The 25,198-nt window shown below is 50.4% G+C and carries 18 protein-coding genes and 7 pseudogenes; 11 read left to right on the forward strand and 14 right to left on the reverse strand.

What is annotated here, in order from left to right; all coding sequences use genetic code 11:
• Positions 1-158: 158 nt before the first annotated feature.
• Together FDY98_RS13765 and FDY98_RS13770 are read right to left on the reverse strand one after the other, a co-directional pair.
• Positions 159-539, reverse strand: a complete 381-nt coding sequence (locus FDY98_RS13765; protein WP_081742544.1) for a GFA family protein — start codon at positions 537-539, stop codon at positions 159-161.
• A gap of 234 nt (positions 540-773) precedes the next feature.
• Positions 774-1,517, reverse strand: a complete 744-nt coding sequence (locus FDY98_RS13770) for a hypothetical protein (protein WP_155705919.1) — start codon at positions 1,515-1,517, stop codon at positions 774-776.
• Between the two features lie 145 nt (positions 1,518-1,662).
• Between FDY98_RS13770 and FDY98_RS13775 the strand changes: the two are divergent.
• Positions 1,663-2,704: pseudogene (locus tag FDY98_RS13775) on the forward strand (IS110 family transposase).
• Positions 2,705-3,188: 484 nt separating this feature from the next.
• On the opposite strand, the gene FDY98_RS26255 reads toward FDY98_RS13775, so the two are convergent.
• A complete protein-coding gene (locus FDY98_RS26255) occupies positions 3,189-3,731 on the reverse strand; it encodes a hypothetical protein (RefSeq protein ID WP_027957516.1) in 543 nt (180 codons plus the stop codon).
• Between the two features lie 119 nt (positions 3,732-3,850).
• Positions 3,851-4,969, reverse strand: a complete 1,119-nt coding sequence (locus FDY98_RS13785) for an FAD-dependent monooxygenase (RefSeq protein ID WP_027957517.1) — start codon at positions 4,967-4,969, stop codon at positions 3,851-3,853.
• A 104-nt stretch (positions 4,970-5,073) separates the two neighbouring features.
• Here FDY98_RS13785 and FDY98_RS13790 point away from each other — a divergent pair, with 104 nt between their 5' ends.
• Entirely contained in the window at positions 5,074-5,973 is a 900-nt protein-coding gene (locus FDY98_RS13790) for a LysR family transcriptional regulator (RefSeq protein WP_027957518.1), read from the forward strand.
• 180 nt (positions 5,974-6,153) lie between these two features.
• Here FDY98_RS13790 and FDY98_RS13795 read toward each other — a convergent pair whose 3' ends face one another.
• The 4 genes from FDY98_RS13795 to FDY98_RS13805 all read right to left on the reverse strand — a co-directional run bounded on the left by FDY98_RS13795 (position 6,154) and on the right by FDY98_RS13805 (position 9,957).
• Complete coding sequence (locus tag FDY98_RS13795) at positions 6,154-6,867, reverse strand: deiodinase-like protein (protein WP_081742543.1); 714 nt, start codon at positions 6,865-6,867, stop codon at positions 6,154-6,156.
• Between the two features lie 220 nt (positions 6,868-7,087).
• A complete protein-coding gene (locus FDY98_RS28120; RefSeq protein ID WP_231500615.1) occupies positions 7,088-7,729 on the reverse strand; it encodes a transposase in 642 nt (213 codons plus the stop codon).
• Entirely contained in the window at positions 7,722-8,735 is a 1,014-nt protein-coding gene (locus tag FDY98_RS28125; RefSeq protein WP_231500616.1) for a transposase, read from the reverse strand. The genes FDY98_RS28120 and FDY98_RS28125 overlap by 8 nt, the downstream gene beginning before the upstream one ends.
• Before the next feature lie 178 nt (positions 8,736-8,913).
• Entirely contained in the window at positions 8,914-9,957 is a 1,044-nt protein-coding gene (locus FDY98_RS13805; protein WP_027957519.1) for a hypothetical protein, read from the reverse strand.
• 480 nt (positions 9,958-10,437) lie between these two features.
• Between FDY98_RS13805 and FDY98_RS29530 the strand changes: the two genes are divergently transcribed.
• From FDY98_RS29530 to FDY98_RS13820, 3 genes are all read left to right on the forward strand, one after another.
• Complete coding sequence (locus FDY98_RS29530) at positions 10,438-10,791, forward strand: tyrosine-type recombinase/integrase (RefSeq protein WP_027957520.1); 354 nt, start codon at positions 10,438-10,440, stop codon at positions 10,789-10,791.
• Entirely contained in the window at positions 10,772-11,083 is a 312-nt protein-coding gene (locus FDY98_RS29535; RefSeq protein ID WP_155705920.1) for a tyrosine-type recombinase/integrase, read from the forward strand. The genes FDY98_RS29530 and FDY98_RS29535 overlap by 20 nt, the downstream gene beginning before the upstream one ends.
• Positions 11,084-11,533: 450 nt before the next feature.
• Positions 11,534-12,847: a hypothetical protein gene (locus tag FDY98_RS13820; protein WP_027957521.1), complete on the forward strand. Its 1,314-nt coding sequence runs from the start codon at positions 11,534-11,536 to the stop codon at positions 12,845-12,847.
• 4 nt (positions 12,848-12,851) lie between these two features.
• Here FDY98_RS13820 and FDY98_RS13825 read toward each other — a convergent pair whose 3' ends face one another.
• Entirely contained in the window at positions 12,852-13,373 is a 522-nt protein-coding gene (locus tag FDY98_RS13825; protein WP_009286975.1) for a zinc ribbon-containing protein, read from the reverse strand.
• Between the two features lie 161 nt (positions 13,374-13,534).
• On the opposite strand from FDY98_RS13825, the gene leuS reads away from it, so the two are divergent.
• The 6 genes and pseudogenes from leuS (at position 13,535) to FDY98_RS28135 (ending at position 20,535) form a co-directional block, all read left to right on the forward strand.
• Entirely contained in the window at positions 13,535-16,120 is a 2,586-nt protein-coding gene (gene leuS, locus FDY98_RS13830) for a leucine--tRNA ligase (protein ID WP_027957522.1), read from the forward strand.
• A complete protein-coding gene (locus FDY98_RS13835; protein WP_027957523.1) occupies positions 16,117-16,611 on the forward strand; it encodes an LPS-assembly lipoprotein LptE in 495 nt (164 codons plus the stop codon). The genes leuS and FDY98_RS13835 overlap by 4 nt, the downstream gene beginning before the upstream one ends.
• A complete protein-coding gene (gene holA / locus FDY98_RS13840) occupies positions 16,608-17,675 on the forward strand; it encodes a DNA polymerase III subunit delta (protein ID WP_027957524.1) in 1,068 nt (355 codons plus the stop codon). Before FDY98_RS13835 ends, holA begins: the two co-directional genes overlap by 4 nt.
• Positions 17,676-17,761: 86 nt before the next feature.
• Positions 17,762-18,160 (forward strand): PA2779 family protein, encoded by a 399-nt coding sequence (locus FDY98_RS13845; protein WP_009286979.1) that lies wholly within the window; start codon positions 17,762-17,764, stop codon positions 18,158-18,160.
• A gap of 13 nt (positions 18,161-18,173) precedes the next feature.
• Positions 18,174-19,111 (forward strand): annotated as a pseudogene (locus FDY98_RS13850) (PA2778 family cysteine peptidase).
• 927 nt (positions 19,112-20,038) lie between these two features.
• Positions 20,039-20,535 (forward strand): annotated as a pseudogene (locus FDY98_RS28135) (GGDEF domain-containing protein).
• 130 nt (positions 20,536-20,665) lie between these two features.
• Here FDY98_RS28135 and sthA read toward each other — a convergent pair.
• The 5 genes and pseudogenes from sthA to FDY98_RS13880 all read right to left on the reverse strand — a co-directional run bounded on the left by sthA (position 20,666) and on the right by FDY98_RS13880 (position 25,192).
• Positions 20,666-22,056: pseudogene (sthA, locus tag FDY98_RS13860) on the reverse strand (Si-specific NAD(P)(+) transhydrogenase).
• Positions 22,057-22,116: 60 nt separating this feature from the next.
• Positions 22,117-22,371, reverse strand: coding sequence for a (Na+)-NQR maturation NqrM (gene nqrM / locus FDY98_RS13865; RefSeq protein ID WP_022523176.1), 255 nt, complete (start codon positions 22,369-22,371; stop codon positions 22,117-22,119).
• A 232-nt stretch (positions 22,372-22,603) separates the two neighbouring features.
• Positions 22,604-23,835, reverse strand: a pseudogene (gene nqrF / locus FDY98_RS13870) (NADH:ubiquinone reductase (Na(+)-transporting) subunit F).
• A gap of 72 nt (positions 23,836-23,907) precedes the next feature.
• Positions 23,908-24,524, reverse strand: a pseudogene (gene nqrE, locus FDY98_RS13875) (NADH:ubiquinone reductase (Na(+)-transporting) subunit E).
• A 1-nt stretch (position 24,525) separates the two neighbouring features.
• A pseudogene (locus FDY98_RS13880) lies at positions 24,526-25,192 on the reverse strand (NADH:ubiquinone reductase (Na(+)-transporting) subunit D).
• Between the last annotated feature and the right edge of the window lie 6 nt (positions 25,193-25,198).

The raw sequence follows: 25,198 nt of genomic DNA on the forward strand, positions 1-25,198 counted from the left end.
ATGAGTGAATCTCTGTATATAAGTACAGCTCACGATATTTTCAAGAGCCTAAGCTGAAACTTTTTAATACCCAGCTCAGCTGGGCAATTGAAGCGCAGCGTAAACTGCTCCGCTGCAACTGATTGTTATGTGCTGCAACATACTCTCCGATGCTGTGTTTATTCTTGTTTCTGCGCATATTCTTGGAGAAGCTCCGGAAACTTTTGCTCCGGTGGAAACTTACAGAAACTATGCACTGCACCGGTAAAAGCCCACTCCAGCTTTTCATCCGTGTAAGTTTCAATGAATGGCTTGTAGGTTCGAGAGTCCTCTAGCATCGTTGAGCGTACATTTACAAAATCATCCATACCTTCGGGGCGTGTGAATAGCCAGCTCATACAATGCCCGCAGAAAAAGTGGCATGTGCTCCCATGCAGTCCACCGATAACAGGCTCCCCGGATGTAATTGAGAATGCAGCGCTCGGAAATAGCGAGCTCAAGCTAAATGCGCTAGACGTCATTTGCTGACACCCTGTGCAGTGACAAGCCATTGTGATCATTGGCTTTGCGCTAACCTCAAATTCTACCTGCCCGCAACGGCAATGACCTTTAACCTTATGTGATGTACTGTTCACTATACTCTACCTTCAAGTTCAATATGGTTAGCGCCTTCACTCATCCCGAGCCCAGGACTTGACAGCAGGCCACTGTAGAGCACATAGCGCCGCCAACACGCGCGGCTTTGAAGTGGAGGCGAAGCCGCAACGAAAAAGGCGTCGCCGTGCTTGACTTGGTTATGTTTTCTCTTCGTCTATACGGTGAAGAATCTTAATATATGTATCAACCGATTCTTGTACAAGATTTTGTACTTTGTATGGCTCGATGAGAAGATAAATAATTAAGTTAAGAAGTGCAGCCTCAGAATGACGTTTCAGAGTATGATCAATATCTAGTATCTTTGGTATTCCTGAATCAGACGCATACAGCATCGTGTTCCGTTCATTTGCAAGGTCTTGCACATACTTGAATGTTGAGCCAATACCTTGATTAGATGCGATGCTACGCACTTGCTTTAAATAGTCAGTTTGGTTACCGCCACGATCGACAGAAACAAGATTTAATGGCGGGTCGGGTACAATACATATTTGTCTGTCGCCTTGGATTCCAATTGGCATCCGAACGCGCAAAGCGTCATCTTTTTCGTCAAAGAATAGGTTCAACGACAGACCATGCTTCAGTGGGCCTAAGACTTCACCAAGTAATTTCAGAAAGGGATAGACCCCTGCCTTGTGTTTATGATCCCGCACTTTGAAACTTGATGCATGGTTATACTTTCTTTTGAGTAAAGCAGCAAATATAGCCGTCGCAGCCTCCTCCTCGGCCGTGATTGCTAAAAATGCAGCCACTTCAGGCATACTCGACTTAAGTTCAAAAGCTCGATTCAGATGCCTTACGCAAGATTTTGAGGCAAAGCCTCCATGCCCAGTCGTTTTCGATGATTTTTCAAGTACTTTTATCTGAAACTCATTGAAAGCCATGGAGTCTACCCAAAACATAACGACAAAACTCAGCCGCCGCTTCAGTGGTCGGCTGGAGTGCCTTGATACTCATTGAGCCTTCTCCCCCAGCTCAGCCCGTTTGGCTAAGCTGAAAAGGCGACCAAACCTAACAGGAGAAGACTCAATGAACTTTTACAATAGCACTCATCGTCACTACTGTGGAATTGATCTGCATGCCCGTAGCCTGTATGTCTGCATACTGGATCAGCAGGGCGATACCCTTCTGCATAAAGAGATTCCAGCCAAACCAGAACCTCTGCTTCATCTGATCGAACCTTACCTGGACGATCTGGTCATCGGCGCCGAATGCATGCACTGCTGGTACTGGATCGCTGATTTCTGTGAAGACCAGGGCATTGCTTTCATTCTCGGTCATGCTCTTTATATGAAGGCCATTCATGGCGGTAAAAAAAAATGACCGCGTGGATTCTTACAAAATCGCGGCGCTTATTCGAGGCGGTAATTTCCCCCTCGCTTATGTCTACCCACGCAGCATGCGAGCTACCCGTGACTTGCTTCGCCGCCGAACTGGGCTCGTTCGCCACGGCGCTGATCTTAAAGCTCATGTTGTCAACACAACGAGTCAGTACAACCTGCCACCCAACAAGGTCAATTTAAAAAATGTCAGTGCCAGAGAACAATTGGGCAGAACCTTTGATGACCCGCTTGCTCAGCGCAATATCGATCTAGATATGGCCGTTTTAGAGTGCTACCACCGAGAACTAAGCCAGGTGGAATGGCTATTGGAAAAACAGGCCAAAAAGCATCAGCCAACCTACTACCACTTATTAACCACCATTCCCGGCGTTGGCCGTATTCTGGCTCTCACTATTCTGTATGAAGTGGGGGATATTCGACGCTTTGAATCTGTCCAGAAGTTTGCCTCCTACTCCCGACTAATCAAGTACAAAGCCGAATCGGCTGGTAAGACCTATGGCACCCAGGGCAACAAGATTGGTAATGCCCATCTGAAGTGGGCTTTTTCTGAGGCTGCTGTGCTTTATCTGCGCGGCAATCCAGGTGCACAAAAGCTGCTGCAACACTTCCAGAAACGCATGAGTAAAGCCAAAGCTTTATCGGCTTTGGCCCACAAGCTGGGGCGTGCGGTCTATTTCATGTTAAAGAACGAAAAGGTATTTGATGAACAACGCTTTTTAACGAGTTAGTCACGCAGCAGGATGATGATCATCGTCTAACTGGATCATCATGGAGTGTGCTGAAACCGGGTGTCTGCTGACTAATCTTCAGATCTGAAACCCGACTTCTACACCCAACTCGAAGCCCGTCGCTTTGATTATCCATCCTGCTGGCGTGCATCAACACCCTGAGCGAGTGGGCTTACACCGGCGCTGAACCTGAAACTAACTGGGACTATAAAGTAACCCGCTGTTTGAATAGGATAGATGCTGGTGAACCGATGAATGTCTAGTGCCCCAGACCCACCTGCAAGGAGCAACCCGGTTTGGCAGTGGTGAATCACCACGTTAGAGAGCCTCAATAGGTGTTTGCTGTAAGCCACCAACAGCCAACGATGACAGGTGAAGTAGGATCACTGGCTCAGGGACTTGATATTGACCGCTTACGCGGCCAATAAAAAATGCTGCGGCCTATTGACAGGCAGAAGGCTCATAGGTGTTAACCTTCAAACCTTCAACGTGCGCACTGTGCCACATAGTCCTTCTTCTTGTCGCTCCAATGAAACCTCAGTTCAGTGACTGCCGAAGCATCGTTGGCAAAGATGCTGAAGAGGCTTATAAGGTCCTCGATAAGGAACTGGTAAGCCCACTTATGGCGCATGAAGTCGGAGAAGACAAGCATTTCCTTGAAAGCGGTTCCTTCTGACCATGTTTGCATCCAGTAATAGTGAATGAGCTGGTTGCAGACATCGAGGACGCCAAGTTCTGACTGCTCAGGACTCTCCATGTCAAATCGGTCCTCCGGGAATCCCGCACCAACATACGTGAAGGGCTTGCTCCCGATCTTTTTATATCGAACTACAGGAATTCTAGCGCTACGAGCGCAATCATTTACTTTCGGACGCTCAAGTAGAGAGCGTACCTGGAATGCCACCAACATCAGGCGGCGTTCATACAGCACAAGCTGTTTATCCGACCACCTACGGTATTTGCGATTCTTTTTGAGCCACGCCAACTCTGCGCGCAACTCTTGGCGCCAATATGTCGATTCGATCATCTGATCCGCTCTTGCATAACGTGCAACGAAACCTCAACAGACGGTTAACGTCCAAAGCAGCCGTTTATCCTCTGCCTTTGCTTGTTAACTTCTAGTATACAGAATCGATAAATTTCCACTTATTTCATTTCCAACCCCTGCATCCAGAGCTGGCTTAATTGCTCAGCGGAAATACCTGAAGCAAACGACTGAGGTTCAGATTGCCCCCCAAAAATACTCTGGGCTAACTGCCTTCCAACGATTTGCGCTGCAGAAGTCTTGGCGATGCGCTGTTGATAAAAATCTGTCAGGACGTTTTCCAGCTCATCTTGTTCTTCCAAAAGCCGGGCAAGATACCATGCATCTTCCAGCGCCTGGCACGCCCCCTGCCCTGAAGTCGGCAAAGATGCATGTGCAGCATCTCCAATAATTAAAACATTGTCCTGATGCCAATAGGGCAGAGGATCAAGATCATGAACAAAAATGCGATTGAGCGGTGCTTTATCATAGGATTTCAGTACACTTTGTACCGGGTCAGGCCAGCTCCGAAAACGCTGATGCATTTCATCATACCAAGTGGATAGGGGCCGTTCTTTATCAATGTTTGCATTCCATGCTCCAGCCCAAAAACATAAGCCAGCTTTAACAGGGACAATTCCAAAGCGCTCACCAGAGCCGCGAAAATCATGAATGGCGTTATCTAGAACGTCCTCCTTTAGCTGACTAACACCAATAATATTAACGAAGCCTTGATAGCAGGGATTCACCTTTTCTGCGTATAACGTATGGCGCACCACCGAATTCATTCGCCCATCGGCTCCCACCACCAGATCAAAATCTTGCTTTAACCTGTCAATATCTTGCACTGACATTGAGCAACCAAAGTATATTTCTACGTCTAAATCGTCTAAAGCCTTGGCCAGTATGCTCATGAGATCACGGCGCAATATCGTCACACTGGGGAAACCACTCAGCATGTTCACGGCCTCAATATCAAACTCACCCTGCTGGACACCATATTGATCAAACTGGCGCATATAACGGGGCGCACCACCAGTGCGTTTTATCTCTTTTTCCAAGCCCATCTGTTGCAAAACAAAAATGGCATTTGGCCATAATGTCACACCGGCACCAATGGACGAGACCTTACTATCACGCTCATACAGTGTCACCTGAAAACCTTGTTTTTTGGCGAGAATCGCCAGCGCCATTCCGGCAACGCCTGCACCGACAATGGCAATACGATTGATGCTGTTCATATACTCTACCTCGATAACTACATTCGGTAGAGATTGTCACAAATCCATTATTCGGGATAAATATGCTATTATTATTTTGTTAATCCCATTTTTTGAGACAATTAATGATAGAGAAAACCGAGCTTCAGTGGTTGCTTAGCTTCCAGGCCGTATATGAACAACTGAGCTTTAAGCGGGCAGCAGAGCTTCTTCAATTACCAACATCCAATGTCAGTCGCCATGTCGCTTTATTGGAGCAACAACTTAGTTTGCGATTATTGGAACGCACAACCCGTAAGATGATTCCAACCGCTGCAGGCAAGCAACTCTATCAGTCCATCATGCCACTCACACGAGCAATGAATGATGCGCTGGAAGAAGTTTCTCTGTTTGGGGATTCCCTTGCCGGCCACCTTAAGATCATCACGCCTGACCTCCCCTTCCTGGCTGAAATCATCGCTGACTTTTGTATTCGGCATCCGAAGATTCAACTAAGCTGTGATACCCAGTTGGACCCAACGAAAGGCTTGTTAGAAGGGTTTGATCTGGTGTTACGTTTTGGTCGAGGGTCATTGGACGATTCTGGCTGGGTCGCCAGGGAAGTCCTGCGCTGGTCAAGTTGCGTGGTGGCCTCACCACAACTTCTTGAACATCAGCCATTGCCACGCTCGCTGGATGAACTGAGTAAAGCCCCCTGCATAACAACCTTATCGGTACTACAAGGCATGCCCTGGAGATTTAAAGGGGATCAAACCATTCAGGTGCAATCCAGCTATAAGGTCAACAGCGGTCATATGGCTATATCCGCTGCCCTGAAAGGACTTGGCTTTGCCATATTACCCATTCATGCATGTCAGGCAGATATAGACAGCGGCTCTCTTATCAAAATTGACCTTAACTGCGAACCAGAGGATCTTGTGTTATACGCGCTGTACTCGGGGAGAAAATATCCACTGGCGAAAGTAAAAGCATTCATGGAGCACCTGCGATTGAGCCTCATTGAGCTGCATTCAGATAGCAATTAGTTCGCGTGACCGCCTCCTGTGCATAGTGCAGGCACTTTTTCCTAGCCATCTGACACCTCCTCGTTAAGGGCAACCCAACTATAGAAGGCGTCTACTGTTCGTGGCATTAACGCCTTGCTCAGCGGAAAAATGCGAGCGCGAGCGAGTAGTTTTTCCGATGCAGCAACTTGTTAGCTTTGTTTAGCACTTAGCATCAGGCGAAATGACTTTTTCTACATTGAGAAAAAGCAATACATTTCTTTTAATGACATTTTTCCATATTAAAGTAGGTAATCCCATAAAAAAATCCTTAATTGCACCTTTGCCGCTTCGCTTCAATGTTTTGATCGCAATAGTTGGCTTAACCGGCAAGAAATAACTTTTATTATTAGCCGGCTTTCCACTTAAAAGTCTAGTCAATGCTGCTTTGGTAGCAGGCACACTATTCCAGTCGCTTCTAAATACAACACATCCATTTCTATTAATGATAAAAACAGCATTAGGATAACTACCATAACCATTATGAGCGCTGCCATTTATGTCATCAATAAGGATGCTTCTTTCCTCCCCATCTTTACTTAAGTTTTTCGCACAACTAATTTTTCCTTCAAGTGATTTGTGTGATGGAATATTACTTCCAGGATGTGCCTCTCTTACATATAGTACGGAGAAGCTAACATTAGGAAATAAACCAACTAAATCACTCATACCTTCTCGCCTCCCTTGAAATAATGGACAAGTGATACTTCCAAGCTCAAGTACAAGAAACTCTCCTGTAAAATCTAGTAAATTTACGACTTCACTAGCTATATTGGATAATGAAAAATCTGGGGCTTTATTACCAACCTCCGGTCCATAAAAATTATCTAAATCATAAGTATTGCTAGAAAATTCATCGTAATTATAGTTTTTCATTATTGCTCCTCGACAGTTGGTTTAAGTTGAAAGCTAACGAGGCTGTAGAAAAACCCGATTTAGAGCCGTCTCCACCGCCTGTTGCTCTCATTTTCTTCACCCTACCAGTCATCTGGCTGGGGAGTATTAATATCGGTATTCAGCCACTAAGGTGCGCGCCTAATGCCAGTTAAGAGGGCTATTTGGCTCTTATGTAGCGACTTATCCCGCTCATAGCTCTTCATGACGCGACCAAATGGCCATAATTCGCTAACTTCTCAATATTGTGTACCAAGCAGTAGAGCTGCCACTGGCCCTGTACTTTCTTCTTGCCCCGCAGACTAAAGCAGCTCAGCCTTTTCGTCGTGCCAATGTTACCGAATACAGGCTCTACGACTGACATGCGATGGCTGTAAATCTCTTTGCCCTTCGGGCTATCAACCCGATGCTTCATCCAGTCCGTGTAATTGGGTAAGCGTTTGTTCTCGATAATAAAAGACACTTGTCGCCCTGCGCCGTTGCGATGGTCGGCCGAGCTCGGGTTCTGCATGCAGCGGTATTTCTTTGGGCAGTGCCGACATTGCAGCAAACGCCCTTCAAAGTGTACCCGAATCTTGCCAGTGTCCGTTTCTTGTTGCCCGCGATAGGACAGTTTTTCACCGGTTGGGCAGATACACGTTAGCGCTACTGGATCAAACTGGAACGCGCTAGCTGGCGTCGTCTCTCGCCAGCCTTTGTCCAGCAGGTTCTGATGGCGCTTGCCGTATTTGTCTTTCTGGTTAGCGAACTTCGGATCTCGGCTGCGGAACTGGTTATCGGGGATGTAGCCGTTGATCTGCTGTTCGTGCAGATGCTTCATATTGAGTTTACTCGTCTCATCCATGAGACTCGCCCTTCGGGCCAACCTGCGGCTGTTCAAATTTATTCCCGATAAATTTGTCATTGGCAAAGCCTGTATCCGCGGTGACGACGGTGCCTTTCTGGTAGATGTTTTCCGCAATGCCCAGTTTCTTAAAACGGGCTTCGACCGTTTCCAGTACGGGCTGCAAGGTGTGATGTTCCTGGCCTTCGCCGAAGGCCTGAGCGTCAATGACGATCTGGTGCTTTTTATCCACCGTGGCTACGCCGTTATAGCCCTGGATCGTGCCCTTGCTTGTGGTCATTTTGGCACTTTCGTTATCGGTCAGATTGCTCTTCACTTCCTTGATTCGCTTCCCCCGGCCCATCCTTGGGCTGTGCGTCTTTAGGAAACGATCCACTTTGTTCATGGCAGCATCTAGGGAGAGAATCATCTTGGCTCGGCGAATGTCCCGATCCAGGTCGGCTTCCGTTTCGGCTTCATCACGCGCGTAGTGCTCTAGTAGGTGATGCCGAATCAGGCCTCTCAGTTTCTCCCGCTTCTCGCCCAATTCTTTGAACGTACCCGACCATTCCTTAGAGGCATCGGAGGACATCTTGCAGCCGTCAATGGCAAAGAGTTCGTTACCCAGCAAGCTCTGTTCATGGCACACCAGCAGCACTTGTTCGAACAGCGCTTCAATCTCATCGGCATGGCAACTGACGAAGCTTGCCAGTGTGGTGAAGTGAGGAACGGTATCGCAGGAAAGAGCTTTAAAAATAATATTGGTCTCGCAGCACCACTGCATTTCACGACTGGAGGTGATGCCTTTTGAGTAAGCAAACAGGATAATCTTAAGCAGGATGGCCGGATCGTAGGCCAGCCGACCAGTCGCATCGTTGCGGTACTTGGGATGGAAAACGGATAAGTCGAGCTTGTGCTCGATCAGGTAGTGCACCGCGTGTTCAAAGGTGCCTGGCTGGAGCTGATCCTGGTAGTTGATCACCACCATGGCGTTCTGATCGTAGTTATAAGCCTTGAAGCGCGGCATGCTGACCACTCCTCGTCTGTTTTCCCGATCCTACCAAAACTTAGCCGTCAGCGGAGTTTTTCTACAGGCTCAACGCCCGGCTCAGGCGCAAACAACCAGAGCGGGATTTGTGCCAAACTTGGCGCTCGCGCCATTGGCACAAATGACGCGGCGGTTGGTTGTCGCTTGGAGCCGTTTGTTAAATCTCTTCATCCTCGACCGCAATTGTACCATCAGGAAATATCTCTAATCCACTCAATGACTTAGTTGGAAAATCTAGCGAGTACAACGCTTCATAGTCTTCTTGATACAATAGCTCAATAACCTTTACGGAAATACCATAGCGAACGGGAACCCTCAGATATCGGTCACTATACGATGACATTTGAATGTAGAATTCAATACCTTCGTAAGTAACAATATCAAGAGTATCAATTATTTCTTTTATATCAAGAGTATAATCCAGTGATGCCTCATTAATAAAGAGAAGCCATCTAATATAATAATTGCTAATAGCTCCTGAATAAGTTTCATATTCAAACTCATCGTACTCAGGATCAGCAAAGTGAATGGCGCTGACTCGACTTTCTGAAGACTCAGCCAACTCAACAACAGATGCATAAGAATTAGAAACTCGTTGCTTGCCTACACTCTGCAAGTGCAGAACTCCCAGGTTACATTGATTCTCCATAGCACCTTGAAGTTTCGCACGAAGTTGGGGCTTTGTAAGTTCCTCTTTGGTAGAACTTCCTTTTGATTCCAGCACAGCTAAGTTGGAGTTTTTTTTACCAAATAAAACGTAATCTGGTGTTCCACCTATTGTTTTACGAGGTATCGAGTACGCCGTTAAAAATTCGTCATAGTCAAATACAAACTTAAATCCCAATTTCTCTTGCGCAAATATGTAGTTTACCGCTTGAGCAAGCTCACCGGTTCTTCCACTTTTTGAAAAATCGCGATACTTTTCTCTAAAACCATCTTTTAAGCATATTCCTGACTGGTTACAATCGAGTAAACCGCGTAGCGTCAAGGCACTGAGAAAGATATCATACGCCTGAGACAACATGCTTTGGCCAATTGTTGTATTAGCCTTCACCATTGCTGTTGAGAGCTTTAAGAAATTTATTTTTAGATCTGAGTGATCGTTTGAACCTCTATTAATTGACTTAGGACTTTCACGAGTAGACTTCCCAGTGATACTCGCAGATGTATATTCATTTACTTTAATTTTCTGTGAAGTCATTTACTACCACTTAAGATTTAACAGTTTATTAGTGCGCATGCGCGTTTTTCTGGAAGACCCAATCCTGCCAAAAGCTACCAACCAGTTGGTTGCATTGGGAAACCATCAATGCCCATACAAAAACTCGCTGGAAAAATGCGCATGCGCGTAATTACTTTAAGTCATCTTTACAAATTGCACATAAACATACAATTTAATTTAACAAATTATTGTTATTTAAAGGTTTTATTAAGACACAGCTGCAAATTTGAGCACTTACTCCGCTAGCGATATGGAAAAACGCGCATTGCAGATTAAGAATACCTGATTATACTGACTTTATATACAGTAATTGAGAGAGTTTCCCCAAATGGCCAGTAGCCCTTTCCTAAATGACGTTCGCACGTCTATTCGCGTCCGTGGGATGAGCATTCGGACTTAGAAAACATACATTTACTGGATTCGCTTTTTTATTCGATACAACCATTGCCTGAAGTGCTCATGGCGGCTGAAGTCGCTAGTATCCTCAAGGAGATGACCAGTAGAGATAAACTAATTTTTTCGCTTCTGTACGGCTCTGGCTTTCGAATTACTGAGTGTCTGCGCTTAAGGGTAAAAGACATCGATTACTCCCGTGGATCAATAACGGTGAGAGATGGTAAGGGGGCAAAAGACAGAGTGACCATCTTTAGTCCGTCCCTTTACGAAAGCACGCGCGATATCATCAGCAATGCGTTAGCACTTCAAGAACGAGACAACCAGGAAAGCATTGGCCCTTCTATTCCGGGTGTTTTGGCAAAAAAAATACCCTTCTGCTTACCGGCAGCCTGCGTGGATGTATTTGTTTCCATCTAGCAGCATTTCTCGCCATCCCATTACTGGCGTGATGTGTCGCCACCATTTGCATGATTCTGTACCTAGGAAGGCGTTAAAAAAAGCCGTGGCGGCTGCAAAATTGACTAATAAGCGGATCTCTTGCCATACATTTCGTCATAGCTTTGCTACCGAGCTGCTGAGAAACGGTAGGGATATTCGAACGGTTCAAGAGTTACTTGGGCATTCTGATGTATCTACCACACAGATTTATACCCATGTGCTCGGCCAACATTTTGCGGGCTTAACAAGCCCTCTGGATGCTATAACTTAGTTACTAGGCATTTACTCTAACCACGCTACCGCCACGGCGCACTTGGGTTACGTTAAAACGCTCCAGTTGCAACCATCTCTGTTTGTTTTTCTACCCAGCACACTGATCTAAGCAGTCAAACCAATCTCTTAAATTGCTCACGCGAATTTATTAACCTTACTTTATTTAAAAGTCCGCCCTAGGTCACGTAGCTATGCAAAAAATGTTTTTTACCTTGGGCTCAACGGCCAGTTTGGTTGCCTTGGTCTGGCATCGCTGCGCGATGCTCCCGCGGGTGCCTCATTTGCTCGTTCCTCGCAGATTCGTTACCACGCGCTACAAAATGTGGCTACGCAAGTAGTGTTGCCAATTCTTCTCACGTGTACAAAATGCTCTTGCTTCATAACTCGTTGCCACTGGCCTTCCTTTGCAAATCCTATTAGCCTGCTAATTCACTATTAAGGGTTTGGCATGCAAGAGACGACTTCTCGGCAGCGCTTGGCGGGCGTGCTGATTTTGCTTGGTTTGATCGCACAAATTATTGGTTTTACCGGCTGGTTGAGCACTGCGCATACGGTGAGCTATTTGCTGTGGGCGGCGGTTGTGTTGCTGTGGCGGGATATTCCCCGCCGTTCGCGTATCCAGGCGGCCGTACTAATCGCACTCGGTGCGGGCATGCTGCTGGTGGCGCGGTTTGTGTATGGCGCCGAAGTGGATTGGCCTGCTATGTTGCAGGGCAATTCGTTTGTGGCGGCGATGCTGGTGGGCGTTAGTTTTATTTCGCTGATTGGTAAGCAAGGTAATAAGGGCGCGACGGGAAGCCGAGTGACTGGGGCGGGCGGTATTTTACGTACCTGGCTGGGGGTGCACTTTCTGGGCACGATTTTAAATCTGTCTACCGTATTTATGGTGGGCGATAAGCTGGCCCGGCGTGGCCCCCTCACTACGCCGCAGCTGTTGGCGCTTAACCGTGGGCTGAGCAGCGCGGCGCTGTGGTCGCCGTTTTTTGCCTCCATGGGCGTGGTGATTGCGCTGGTGCCCGACGTTGAGTACGCGCAAATTGCCGTGGTGGGTTTTCCCATGGCGATGCTGTCGGGGCTGTTAACTACGCTGGAGCTGCGGCGCCGGTTTGATCTCAGCGAGGTGGATGGCTACTCACTGGCACCACGTAGCCTATTGATGCCGGTAGGTATGGCAGCGTTGGTGATGCTTTTTCACTTTGTGCTCACCCCTACCCTTACCATTGTCAGCATTATTACCTTTCTGCTGCCCAGCGTGGCGGTATTGAGCAACCTACCCCATGGGCCCCGTTTTACCCTGCGACGCATTCGCCAGCACACCACCACGCGGCTACCCGCCATGCGCGGGGAAATTTCGCTGTTTTTAGCCGCAGGGCTATTAACGATTGGGCTTTCAACACTGGTAACAGCCGCGGCAGGCAGCGACTGGACGCTGTTCATCCGCTTTGGCACACCTCAGGCGATGCTTAGCTTTGCAGCGATTACCCTGAGCGCACTGGCAGGGCTTCATCCCATTATTGGAGTGTCGGTGCTGGCCTCGATACTGAACTTACAGAACGGTGAGCAAACCGTATTTGCATTTGTGGCATTAACGTCGTGGGCAGTGGGCACCAGCGTGGGCCCGCTTTCAGGGATCAACCTGTCACTGCAGGGGCGCTACGGGGTGAGCGGCTACCGCATGATGAAAAATAACCTGCTCTACGCAGCAGTCATGAGCCTGCTCTCGCTAGGGGCGATCGCAGGCGTCAGCTTACTGGTTACCTAATCGATCAGGTCTCAATGATTTTATTGGGAAAACGGTAGAAGTAGCGATGGCCACACTGATGGCAAGGCTCCAGGCGCGCAACGGTAGGCAGCATCACCTGGGCATCGCAGTGTGTGCAGGCCATTAGGCCAGGCGCCGCCATCTCACCTTCGCAGTAGTCAGCGCGGGCAGCTTCTAAATCTTCTTCGAAGCGCTCGCGTTCGACCACGCTGCGGTCAGCAATCGAAAGCAGCGACTCCGCCACGCGGCGCGAAAGGCCGTCAATGTCGATGCCCAGCCAGCTGGCTACCTGCTTACCGGTATCTGCCATGTAGTAGCGCATATCTTTCAGGTCACGCTCTACCCAGGCGCGCAGCAGGGCTAGCTCATCTTTGGTGTACTCCTCTAGCTCCGCTTCAAACTCGACCGCGTCGTCCAAATCCTTCTGCAAGTTTTCCCAGGTTAGCTCATTGGCGCCCCCCTGCATCCGCTCTAGCAAGCGCTCATAGCCTTCGCGTAGGCGATTGTCATTCTGCTGTTCACTCATGGTGCCTCTCCTTTTGTCGACGCGTGCAGTTACCTATCATCGGCTTACCGTTCAAGGATACACCCGCATAGGATACAATCGACCTCACTTATCTGACAGATGTCATCTAACATTCACTTTGCGCCCCTTTTGGGCGAATACGCCAAGGCATTAATAAACCGATGGACGCACACTACAGCCCTCGTGATATCGAACGCGACGCCCAGCAGTACTGGGACAAACATCAGTGCTTCAAAGCCGTAGAGGACGCGAACCGCGAGAAGTTCTACTGCCTCTCCATGTTCCCCTACCCCAGCGGCAAGCTGCACATGGGCCACGTGCGTAACTACACTATCGGCGACGTTGTGTCCCGTTTCCAGCGCATGCAGGGTAAAAATGTCATGCAGCCCATGGGCTGGGATGCGTTTGGCATGCCCGCGGAAAACGCCGCCATTCAGAATCAGGTGCCGCCTGCCAAGTGGACCTACCAAAATATCGATTACATGCGCAATCAGTTGAAGGCATTGGGCTTTGCCTATGACTGGAGCCGCGAGTTCGCCACCTGCGATACCAGCTACTACCGCTGGGAGCAGTGGTTCTTCACCAAGCTGGTAGAAAAAGGCTTGGTGTATAAGAAGATGTCGACGGTTAACTGGGATCCCGTGGATCAAACCGTGCTCGCCAATGAGCAAGTTATCGAAGGCCGCGGCTGGCGCTCTGGTGCCTTGGTTGAGCGTAAAGAGATCCCGTTGTGGTTCTTGAAGATTACCGATTACGCCGATGAGCTGCTGGCTGACCTGGATAAAGTGGAGTGGCCAGAACAGGTCAAAACCATGCAGCGCAACTGGATTGGCAAATCCCGCGGTGTCGAGCTGACCTTTGATGTCAAAGGCGCTGATGGCCAAGCCAATGAGCCGCTGGCGGTTTATACCACTCGCCCGGATACGCTGCTGGGCGTTACTTATGTGGCGGTTGCAGCTGGCCACCCGCTGGCCAAGCAAGCGGCCGAGCAGAACAGCGAGCTAGCTGCATTTTGCGATGAGTGCGCCAGGGGGGGCACCTCTGAAGCAGAAATGGCCACCAAAGAGAAAAAAGGCATGCTCACCGGCCATAGGGCGGTTCACCCGCTAACGGGCGATGAAGTGCCCGTTTACGTGGCTAATTTCGTGCTCATGGAGTTTGGTACCGGTGCCGTCATGGCGGTACCTGGCCACGACCAGCGCGACTGGGAGTTTGCCACCAAGTACGGCATTGCCATCAAACCGGTCATCGCCGATGAAAGCGGCCAGCCTGCCGACGTTTCTGAGGCGGCCTACGCCGAATACGGCAAGCTGGTTAATTCAGGTCAGTTTGATGGCCTTGATTTTGAACAAGCCTTTGATGCCATTGCCGCCAAACTGGCGGAGCTTGGTCGTGGCGAAGTCAAAACCAACTACCGCCTGCGCGATTGGGGCGTTGCCCGCCAACGCTACTGGGGCGCGCCAATTCCGGTGAAATACGGCCCGGAAGGTCAAACCGTTCCGCTCACCGATGATGAACTGCCGGTATCGCTACCCATGGAAGTCACCGTAGACGCCTCCGGCTCGCCGCTGAAAAAGATGCCGGCGTTTTCTGACCTGGGCGATGGCTGGACGCGCGAAACCGACACCTTCGACACCTTTATGGAGTCGTCTTGGTACTACGCGCGCTTCTGCTGTGCGGATAACACCGAAGCAATGCTGGATGAGCGCGCCAACTACTGGCTGCCGGTTGACCTCTACATTGGCGGTATCGAGCACGCCATTCTGCACCTGCTGTATGCGCGTTTCTTCCACAAACTGATGCGTGACTTTGGCTTGGTGGATTCCGACGAGCCGTTCCAGCAGCTTCTGACCCAGGGCATGGTCATTGCGGAAACCTTCTACCGCTCTACTGATAACGGTGGCAAGCAGTGGTTTAACCCCGCTGACGTGGAAGTGAAGCGTGATGAGAAAGGCCGCCCGCTGAGCGCTATCCTCATGAGCGACGGCGAGCCGGTGGAAATGGGTGGCATCGAAAAGATGTCCAAATCGAAAAACAACGGCGTTGATCCGCAGTCGATGATCGACAAGTTTGGTGCCGATACCGTACGCCTGTTTATGATGTTTGCCGCCCCCCCCGAGCAGTCCCTGGAGTGGTCGGATTCAGGCGTTGAGGGCGCACACCGCTTCTTGAAGCGCCTATGGCGTCAAGTGAATGAGCACTTGGCAGCGGGCACGCCCGGCACTCTGGACGTCAATGCACTTAACGACGATCAAAAGACGCTGCGCCGGAAAACCCACGAGACTATCAAGAAAGCCAGCGACGACATTGGCCGCCGCACCACTTTCAATACCGCCATTGCTGCGGTGATGGAGCTCTCTAATGCCATCGGTAAGTTCGACGATAGCTCTGAACTTGGCCTGGCGGTTAGCCGTGAAGCGCTGGAAGCCTGCGTACTCTTGCTCTCGCCGATTACGCCGCACCTGTGCCATAGTCTCTGGGAAGCGCTTGGCCATTCAGGCCCGGCCATCGAAGCGACCTGGCCAGTGGTGGATGAATCCGCCCTTACCCGCGACAGCATTGAGCTGGTGGTACAGGTCAACGGTAAACTGCGTGCTCGCCTTGAAGTACCGGCAAGCGCAGATAAGGCGTCTATTGAAAAGCTGGCGATGGAGCATGAAAACGTTCAGCGCTTCCTCGAGGGCAACACCGTACGTAAAGTGATCGTAGTGCCCGGCAAACTGGTTAATATCGTGGTGAGTGGATGAATCGACGCACATTGTTAACCGCTAGCATCGCCGCCTCGGCGGCGGTGCTGCTCAGCGGCTGTGGGTTTCGGCTACGCGGCTCTGAATCGCTGCCTACGCTGCCCCCCCTTGCTTTAGAAGGCGACACCAACAGTGCCGTCGCTCAGCAGATCGCCTCACGTCTTCAGCAGTTAGGCACCCAAGTAGCTGCTGATGCGCCCTGGAGGGTCACGTTGGGCACGCCTGTTTTAACCGAGCGTCGACTCGGCGGTGATGGCAGAGCAAGCCGCGAGCACGAGCTAACGCTTAGCGCCAGACTCTCAGTTCAGGAGCGAGCATCGAATGCCTACCACATCAATAATGAAACGCTGTCGACGGATACCCGCATTCGCGTTAGCGATGACGATCTGCTTAACCGCGAAACGCTAATGATGGAAGCGGAACAGACGCTTGCACGCCAGTTGTCTCAGCAAATCATTGAGCGCCTTACTTACGTTGAGGGCATGCAGTGAAGGTATTTGCTGATCAGCTACCCGCTGCGTTAGCAAAAAAGCTACCCCGCGTAGTGATCGTAGCGGGGGATGAGCCCTTACAGCATCGCGACGCCTGCGATGCTGTAAGGGCCGCAGCTCGCCAGGGTGGTGTCGAGGAGCGTGAAGTACTCGATGTCGAGCCCAATTTTGCCTGGGGTCGCTTGATGGAAATGTCGAGCAACCTCTCGCTGTTTGCAACCAGCAAGCTGCTGGAGTTGCGCTTAGGCAACCACAAGCTGGGTCAAGATGGCAGTAAAGCGTTAGCGCAGTACGCCGAAACCCTGGATAACAGCGATGATGTTCTACTGATTGGTATGGGCAAGCTAGATGCCAAGCAGCAAAAAAGCGCCTGGTTCAAAGCGCTGGATAAGCACGGTTTGTTTGTTCCCGTGTGGCCCGTGGACGCTTCACGCTTGGGCTACTGGCTACGGGATCGTGCTTCACTGCACGGTCTACAAATTGATCTGGAAGCCGCCCGCCTGCTGGGAGAGCGCACCGAAGGCAATCTTTTGGCCGCTGACCAAGAGTTGCAAAAGCTGGCGTTGATTCACCCCCAAGGTACGCGCTTGAACGTGGAAAGTATTGCCCAGGGGGTAGAGGACAGTACCCGCTTTGATGTCTTCAATTTGGCCGATGCCTGCCTGAAAGGCGAACCCAGCCGCGCTTCGCGCATTGTGAATGGCTTACGCAGTGAAGGCGTTGAGGCGCCTATCGTGCTGTGGGCACTTAGCCGAGAGCTACGCACGCTACTCTCGCTGCATCAGCACCTGGATCAAGGGCAGAGTTTTGAGCACGCCTGCAAAACCCAAAAGCCGATGATTTTTGATAAGCGCCGCCCCGCTTACCAGAAAGCCATTGGCCGCCTGCCCATGAAGCGCTTACATAAATTGCTATTAATGGCCCAGCGGCTCGACTTAGCCGTCAAGGGGGCAGCAGCGGTGCCACTATGGCCCGGCTTACACGATTTAGCCATGACCATGGCCGGAGGCCGTGGACTGCTGTCAGAATCCGCCTGGACCTATCGCATTAGTGCAAATAATTAGCACTTTGCATATTACGCTTAAAAATCAAACCATTTGTTTCTATACTCATTCCTTACCACCCCGACTAGTCTATAAGGAAGAAGACGATGAAAACATTGCGTGCTTACCTCTCTACCCTACTGATTGCAGCGCTGGTTATTACCAGCTTACCCGTTGCCGCTGCACCCACTGCGCCCCAATCAATGGATTTAGTCTCCACCCAATCTGTTTTGGCAGCTGACCGTGCTGGCGCTGATCGCGAACGGATTAACGAGATCCTGGCCCGCGCCGATGTGCAAGATCAGCTGGTAAAACAGGGTGTTGATCTGGACGAAGTCGAGGCTCGCGTTGCATCACTCAGTGATGCTGAAGCACAGCAAATGGCCGATCAGCTTGAGCAACTGCCAGCCGGTGCCGGCGTTGTAGGCGCTTTATTTGCCGTTTTCATTATTTTGCTGGTAACCGACATTCTCGGCCTAACCGACGTTTACCCGTTTACTCGCTAATACAAGGCCGCTCATGACCTACCTGTTTTCCAACGCCCGCTTTGCGGGCGTTTTTATTATGCTGCTACTGCTCAGCGGCTGTGCGCGTAATCCGGTATTACTGCAAAGCACCTATCAAGCCCTACCGCCCCATACAGAAATCACCAGCGTACCGTTTTACGCCCAAACAGAATTTCAGTGCGGCCCTGCCACGCTGGCAATGGTACTCAATCACCAGGGTGTCGACACCGACGTTGAGGAGCTGATTCCTCAAGTATTTCTGCCCGGACGCGATGGCAGTGTGCAGCCAGAAATGCTGGCAACGGTGAGACGGCATGAGCAGCTCGCGTTTCCTATTCGCGGCACCATGGACGCCCTATTAAACCATTTGGCAGCGGGCGACCCGGTGGTCGTTATGCAGAATTTGTCGCTGCCGATTTATCCAATGTGGCACTACGCTGTGGCCATTGGTTACGATTTGCCCAGTGAAACGCTTATTCTGCGCAGCGGCGAGATTGAGCGCCATACCATGTCGTTCAGCCGTTTCGATGCCACTTGGGCACGCACAGAGCGCTGGGATTTGTGGTGGCCGAACCAGGTACTTTGCCTACAGGTATTACTGCCCGCAACGCCTTAGAAGCGCTTAGCGCCTACGAAGAGGCCCATGGGCCACGCGCTACGCTTTCAAGCTGGCAAGCGTTTGTAAAACGCCACCCCACTAACGCTATGGGGCAGTTTGCGTTAGGCAATGCACTTTACGCAGATCAACAACCCGGCAACGCACGCAAGGCGTTTGAACGGGCAACCGAGCTGGATGAGTCAATGGGCGCTGCATGGCTAAATCTAGGCCTTTTACTACTGCAAAGCGATGCGCCTGAAGACGCGCGCGAAGCATTAACCCACGCTGCCTCCCTTGATGGTAGCTGGCGAGAAAAAGCAAGCTTAGCCTTAGACTCTCTAAATAACGATTAAATATCAATCACTAACAGCGTTATTAATAATAACGAGCACAAGTATGATCCTGCAATTAGTAAAGTTGTGGGATGGCAGACTCGGCGGGTGAGTGCTTAAGTTGCATAAGGATGAAGTCTTTAAGCTGTTCATTGGATTACCTACCCATTAACGGAGAGGTGCCATGCAGAACTGCCCTTTGCAACGGAAGCACTCTTTTGATGATTACGTGTTTTTACCAAACGTACTCTCGCCTGCTCGGCAGTATACAGAGAGGGGCGGCATCACTGCCTGCTTGCTGATTATCTCATGATGATGCGCCACTTTCTTCGTCAGCCCGGTGGGCGCTTAGCATCCATTTTTGCCGTCCTTCTTTGCGCTATGTCCGCAGTAATGGGCAGCTATGTTTACAGTGCGTGCCAAAAAGCTAGCGCCGATTACACCACGCTAGTGAGTGATATTGTTCTAGCCCAACAGGCCACGCCTCAGTTACGGGCCGCATTAGAGGAAGGCAGCCGCCAGCCTAGCAGCGAACACATTAAATACATCGATTATTTTATTTCACTTTCCAAACAGCATTTAAATAACATACAGAGCAGTATTGAACGCCACCGATATCTCATCTCGGACGTTGAATACCTGCATAATCACTTCAGCGAGCTTAACAATCGCCTTTCAGACTTAACCCAGCAGTCACAGCAAGCCCAACAGCGCCCAGAGCTGATTGATCCGTTACAACGGGTTGCCATGGAGGTAGGCGGCGCTCAGGCTTGGCTATACAACCAGCTGCTAGAAGAAGTGCGCGACACCTCTGTTCAGCAACGTTTGGTGATGCAGCGACTCTCGATTGCGGTGAGTGCGCTATTGGTGTTAATGGTCAGCGCTGCAATTACACTCTGCCTAGCGGTTATTCATCTCCACCGTCAGCGCAACGTCATGCATCAGCTAATGCTAACCGATGAACTGACCGGGCTATATAACCGGCGCCATTTGGTCAATATAGCATCCGCTGCGCTTACCCAAGCCCAGCGCGATCGAGCACCGCTTAGCCTGCTGCTGTTAGATCTTGATCACTTCAAGCAAATTAATGATACCTACGGGCACCCAACCGGCGATGAGGTACTTCGCCAGATCAGTAAGCAGCTTCGCGAGCTTAGCCGTCCATCGGATACATTAGCGAGGATTGGTGGAGAGGAGTTTTGTTATTGATGCCCAACACCGCTACCCATGATGCACTTCAGGTAGCAGATCGGTTGCGCCGAGAGGTCGAAGTTAATACGCTGAGCGGTATAGAGCAGCAAACCAACCCGACTATTAGCATTGGCGTGACGACGTGCCAAGTCGGCTCGCTGACGTTTGAGCAGCTTTATTCGTTTGCCGATAAAGCGCTCTATCAAGCTAAAGCACTGGGCGCAACCGCGTTGAAAACTGTTGCCCCCCACTGAGCCGTCACCTGATAACAAACCACAAGCTTACGGCCATACGCTTATTCGCGAATCCAGTGACTCTTAAACGTCTACGACAAAGGCAACTTCTCGGATTAGACGCCTGACAAAGCCCTCGCTAAAGCTGTGGCTAGAAAACCCGGTTTAAACCATTCTGCGCAGCCACCCGGTACGCTTCTGCCATGGTCGGGTAATTAAACGTGGTATTTACAAAGTACTTGAGCGTGTTGGCATCGCCCTCTTGCTGCATGATCGCTTGGCCGATATGCAAAATCTCAGACGCCTGGTCGCCAAAACAATGAATACCGAGTATTTCCAGGGTGTCTTGGTGGAACAGAATTTTAAGCATACCCACAGTATCACCGGTAATTTGTGCCCTGGCGGTATCTTTGAAGAAAGCTTTGCCTACTTCATAGGGCACTTTGGCTTCGGTAAGTTCACGCTCATTGGGGCCGAACGAGCTAATCTCAGGATGGTGTAGATTCCGGTAGGTACATCACTCACAAAGCGATACTCTTTATCGAGCAACTCATTGCACGAGTTCAAGCCTTGGTCGTAAGCCGCGCTCGCCAAACTCGGCCAGCCAATTACATCGCCCGCTGCGTAGATATGGGAAACCGCAGTGCGGTAGTGCTCATCAACGCTTAGCTGGCCACGCCCATTGGCGGTTAAGCCAATGTTCTCAAGGCCTAAGCTGTCGGTATTACCGGTTCGCCCATTGGCCCACAAAAATGCATCAGCGCGAATTTTCTTGCCTGACTTGAGACGCACGACGACGCCTGACTCATCGCCCTCAACGCTCTCGTATTCTTCATTATGGCGAACCAGCACACCGTGCTTACGCAAATGGTAGGAGAGTGCATCGCTAATCTCATCGTCCAGGAACGACAGCAGGCTGTCACGGTTATTAATGAGATCAACTTTGACGCTCAAGCCCGAAAAGATCGATGCATATTCACAGCCAATCACCCCGGCGCCAAAAATTACCAGCGTGCGCGGGGTATGCGAGAGGCTTAATATGGTGTCAGAGCAGTAAATACGCGGATGGCGGAAGTTAATATCCGCCGGGCGGTAAGGGCGAGAACCAGTGGCAATCACGATTTTCTTCGCCACCAGTTCTTCCATGCCTTCCTGGCGGTCACGCACCAACAAGGTGTGCTCATCTTTAAATCGGGCGACGCCATGAAACAGATCAATGCGGTTGCGCGCATAGAAGGTGGTACGCATCTCTACCTGTTTATCGATGGTACCCCTTGAGCGTTCCATCACTTTGGGGAAGGAGAACCAGCGCGGCTCACCAATATCGCGGAACATAGGGTTGGTGTTGAACGCCATGATCTGTTTCACCTGATGGCGCAGCGCTTTGGAAGGAATGGTACCCCAGTGAGTACAATTGCCACCTACCTGAACCTGCTTCTCAATAATCGCTACACGCTTGCCATGCTTTGCAGCGTTGATAGCAGCGCTTTCTCCTGCAGGCCCCGTACCGATCACCACAACATCGTAATTGTGAACCGCCATGCTCTCTGCGTCCCCTTGCTATTTTTGGTCAATCATCCCGTTGCATACAACGCAGTCTTGTTAGCGACGTGTAGCATCATAGCCCAAATCGGCACCACGGCTTTCATCGCTACGGCGGCGCACACCTCCGCGCTTGCGGTTCTCTTCTTCACAAACCTCATCTTTGCCACCGCAAATATCACAGCCATCTTTCATGCCGATTTGATTCAAACCGCCGCAAGAACCGGCAATTGGTTTGCGGCCCATGATGACGCCCACAGCCATCGCACCCATAATCAGTGCCATGAAACCGAATACCAGTAGCCAAATAGTCATATCAACCTCCCCGCTTCACATTGCTTCGCTTTAAATTATTGGTCTTACCTGACGACAACAGTCGTCGTGATAAGTGCCTCACGGTCATTCATCATTAAAGTGATTATACCTTAGCCAAGCCCCTCTTATCAGCGCGGTGATAAGTCATTCCCTTCACAAGGTTATATAAACAAACGGGGCCAGCCCAAAAGGCCAGCCCCGCTTAACGCTACTATCGACTTACGCCGACCGTTTAGCCACCGAAATCATCCAACAGGATATTTTCCGGCTCAACGCCCATATCAAGCAACAACTTGATAACCGATGCGTTCATCATCGGCGGCCCACACATGTAGTACTCGCAATCTTCAGGTGCTGGGTGATCCTTCAGATAGTTTTCGTACAGCACATTATGGATAAAGCCTGTCGGCCCTTCCCAATTATCTTCCGGCTGAGGATCAGATAGCGCCAGGTGCCACTCAAAGTTAGGGAACTCTTCGGCTAACTGGTCGTACTCTTCGTTGTAGAAGGTTTCACGCCAGGAGCGAGCACCGTACCAGAAGGTAATCTTGCGATCAGACTTCAAGCGCTTCAACTGATCGAAGATGTGACTACGCATCGGTGCCATACCCGCACCACCACCGATAAAGATCATCTCGGCGTCAGTATCACGGGCAAAGAACTCACCGAACGGTCCATTACGGTGACCTTATCGCCCTCTTTAAGGCTGAAGACATAAGTCGACATCAAGCCAGGCGGATGGTCAGTGCCGGGAGGCGGCGTGGCAATACGGATGTTAAACTTGAGGATACCCTTCTCGTCTGGGTAGTTCGCCATGGAGTATGCGCGAATCACTTCCTCGTTGTTCTTGTGGGAAATTTTGAACATATCAAATTTTTCCCAATCACCCCGATACTCCTCGTCGATATCAAAATCAGAGAACTTGATATCGTAAGGCGGTGCAACGAGCTGTACATAGCCACCGGCGCGGAAGGCGACTTCTTCGCCCTCTGGCAGTTTCAGGTTTAACTCTTTGATAAAGGTGGCAACGTTGGGGTTGGCAATAACCTCACATTCCCACTTCTTCACCCCAAAGACTTCTTCAGGCACTTCGACTTTCATGTCCTGCTTCACAGGTACCTGACAAGAGAGGCGCCAGCCCTCTTTCTTCTCACGCATCGTGAAGTGCGACTCTTCAGTCGGCAGAATAGAGCCGCCGCCCTCTTCAACCCGACACTTACACTGGGCACAAGAACCACCGCCACCGCAGGCGGACGAGAGGAAAATGCCGTTAGCGGCAAGCGTGTTTAGCAGCTTACCACCGGCCTGGGTCTTCAAAGTGTGCTCAGGGTCGCCGTTGACCTCAATGGTCACGTCCCCGCTACTCACAAGCTTGCTGCGCGCTGCCAGAATGATCGCCGTCAAGCTAATAACGATGACCGTGAACATGACAACACCGAGCAAGATGACTGTTGTATCAACCATGTCGGTTTCCTATTGCTGGAGGTTTTCTATTACCCGGCGATGTTTGCCACCGCCGGGAAAAACCGGCTCCGATTAAAGCTGAATGCCCGAGAAGGACATAAAGCCCAACGACATCAGCCCCACGGTGATGAAAGTAATGCCCAGCCCTTGAAGGCCACCCGGCACATCGCTGTACTTCAGCTTTTCACGAATACCCGCCAGGGCGGCAATGGCCAATGCCCAACCGGTGCCCGCGCCAAAGCCATAGACCACGGCTTCGCCAAAGTTATAGCTACGCTCCACCATGAACAGTACGCCACCCAGGATGGCGCAGTTAACGGTAATCAGCGGCAGGAAGACCCTAGCGCGTTGTAGAGCGACGGTACGTACTTATCAAGGAACATTTCCATGATCTGTACCAGCGCCGCAATGACACCGATGTAGGAGAGCAACCCAAGGAAGGAGAGGTCGATGTTTTCAGCACCGCTAATACCGGTCCAGGTCAGCGCACCTTCCTGTAGCAAGAAGGTATAGACAAGGTTGTTAACCGGCACGGTGACGGTCAATACCACAATCACCGCAATGCCCAAGCCAATCGCTGAGGAGACCTTTTTGGACACCGCCAAGAAAGTACACATCCCCAGGAAGAAGGCCAGTGCCATGTTTTCAACAAACACCGAGGCAACAAAAAGACTCAGATAATGTTCCATGTTACACGGCCTCCTTGGGCTTGGTGTTTTCCTTCATTTTGAACTCATTATCTTCTACTTGCTCAGGGTTAACGGAACGCATTACCCAGATCAGTAGACCGATAATAAAGAACGCTGAAGGCGGTAGTAATAGCAAGCCGTTAGGCACGTACCAGCCACCATTTTGCACGGTCTGGAGGATGGTAATGCCAAATACGCTGCCCGAACCAGCAGCTCACGGAAGAAACCCACCACCATGAGTACAAAGCCATAGCCGAGGCCGTACCAATACCGTCTAAAAACGACATGCCCGGCGTATTGGACATCGCAAAGCCTTCAGCGCGCCCCATGACGATACAGTTAGTAATGATCAAACCCACAAATACCGAGAGCTGCTTAGACATCTCATAGGCATACGCCTGAGAATCTGATCAACCACGATAACCAGCGAGGCAATAATGGTCATCTGCACGATGATACGGATCGAAGAGGGAATATGATTCCTGATCAACGATACGAACAGATTTGAGAATGCCGTTACGAAAATAACCGCCAGCGCCATAACGAGCGATACGCTCATACTGGTGGTTACCGCAAGTGCCGAACAGATCCCCAGAATTTGCAGCGCAATAGGGTTGTTCTGGAAAATCGGCGCTGTTTAAAACGCCTTTTGCATTTACGTCCGCCATGATCAG

The sequence above is a fragment of the Halomonas sp. PA16-9 genome (assembly GCF_009728585.1).
Taxonomy (GTDB): domain Bacteria; phylum Pseudomonadota; class Gammaproteobacteria; order Pseudomonadales; family Halomonadaceae; genus Vreelandella; species Vreelandella titanicae.

What these genes read in the sequence shown, in the direction of transcription:
- FDY98_RS13770 (WP_155705919.1), bottom strand. Translation starts at nt 1,517, where the DNA reads ATGGCTTTCAATGAGTTTCAGATAAAAGTACTTGAAAAATCATCGAAA.
- FDY98_RS28120 (WP_231500615.1), bottom strand. Translation starts at nt 7,729, where the DNA reads ATGGATGAGACGAGTAAACTCAATATGAAGCATCTGCACGAACAGCAG.
- FDY98_RS29535 (WP_155705920.1), top strand. Translation starts at nt 10,772, where the DNA reads ATGTATTTGTTTCCATCTAGCAGCATTTCTCGCCATCCCATTACTGGC.
- FDY98_RS28125 (WP_231500616.1), bottom strand. Translation starts at nt 8,735, where the DNA reads ATGCCGCGCTTCAAGGCTTATAACTACGATCAGAACGCCATGGTGGTG.
- FDY98_RS13825 (WP_009286975.1), bottom strand. Translation starts at nt 13,373, where the DNA reads ATGAGTGAACAGCAGAATGACAATCGCCTACGCGAAGGCTATGAGCGC.
- FDY98_RS13790 (WP_027957518.1), top strand. Translation starts at nt 5,074, where the DNA reads ATGATAGAGAAAACCGAGCTTCAGTGGTTGCTTAGCTTCCAGGCCGTA.
- FDY98_RS13835 (WP_027957523.1), top strand. Translation starts at nt 16,117, where the DNA reads ATGAATCGACGCACATTGTTAACCGCTAGCATCGCCGCCTCGGCGGCG.
- FDY98_RS13785 (WP_027957517.1), bottom strand. Translation starts at nt 4,969, where the DNA reads ATGAACAGCATCAATCGTATTGCCATTGTCGGTGCAGGCGTTGCCGGA.
- nqrM (WP_022523176.1), bottom strand. Translation starts at nt 22,371, where the DNA reads ATGACTATTTGGCTACTGGTATTCGGTTTCATGGCACTGATTATGGGT.
- FDY98_RS26255 (WP_027957516.1), bottom strand. Translation starts at nt 3,731, where the DNA reads ATGATCGAATCGACATATTGGCGCCAAGAGTTGCGCGCAGAGTTGGCG.
- FDY98_RS13845 (WP_009286979.1), top strand. Translation starts at nt 17,762, where the DNA reads ATGAAAACATTGCGTGCTTACCTCTCTACCCTACTGATTGCAGCGCTG.
- FDY98_RS29530 (WP_027957520.1), top strand. Translation starts at nt 10,438, where the DNA reads ATGGCGGCTGAAGTCGCTAGTATCCTCAAGGAGATGACCAGTAGAGAT.
- FDY98_RS13805 (WP_027957519.1), bottom strand. Translation starts at nt 9,957, where the DNA reads ATGACTTCACAGAAAATTAAAGTAAATGAATATACATCTGCGAGTATC.
- FDY98_RS13795 (WP_081742543.1), bottom strand. Translation starts at nt 6,867, where the DNA reads ATGAAAAACTATAATTACGATGAATTTTCTAGCAATACTTATGATTTA.
- leuS (WP_027957522.1), top strand. Translation starts at nt 13,535, where the DNA reads ATGGACGCACACTACAGCCCTCGTGATATCGAACGCGACGCCCAGCAG.
- FDY98_RS13820 (WP_027957521.1), top strand. Translation starts at nt 11,534, where the DNA reads ATGCAAGAGACGACTTCTCGGCAGCGCTTGGCGGGCGTGCTGATTTTG.
- FDY98_RS13765 (WP_081742544.1), bottom strand. Translation starts at nt 539, where the DNA reads ATGATCACAATGGCTTGTCACTGCACAGGGTGTCAGCAAATGACGTCT.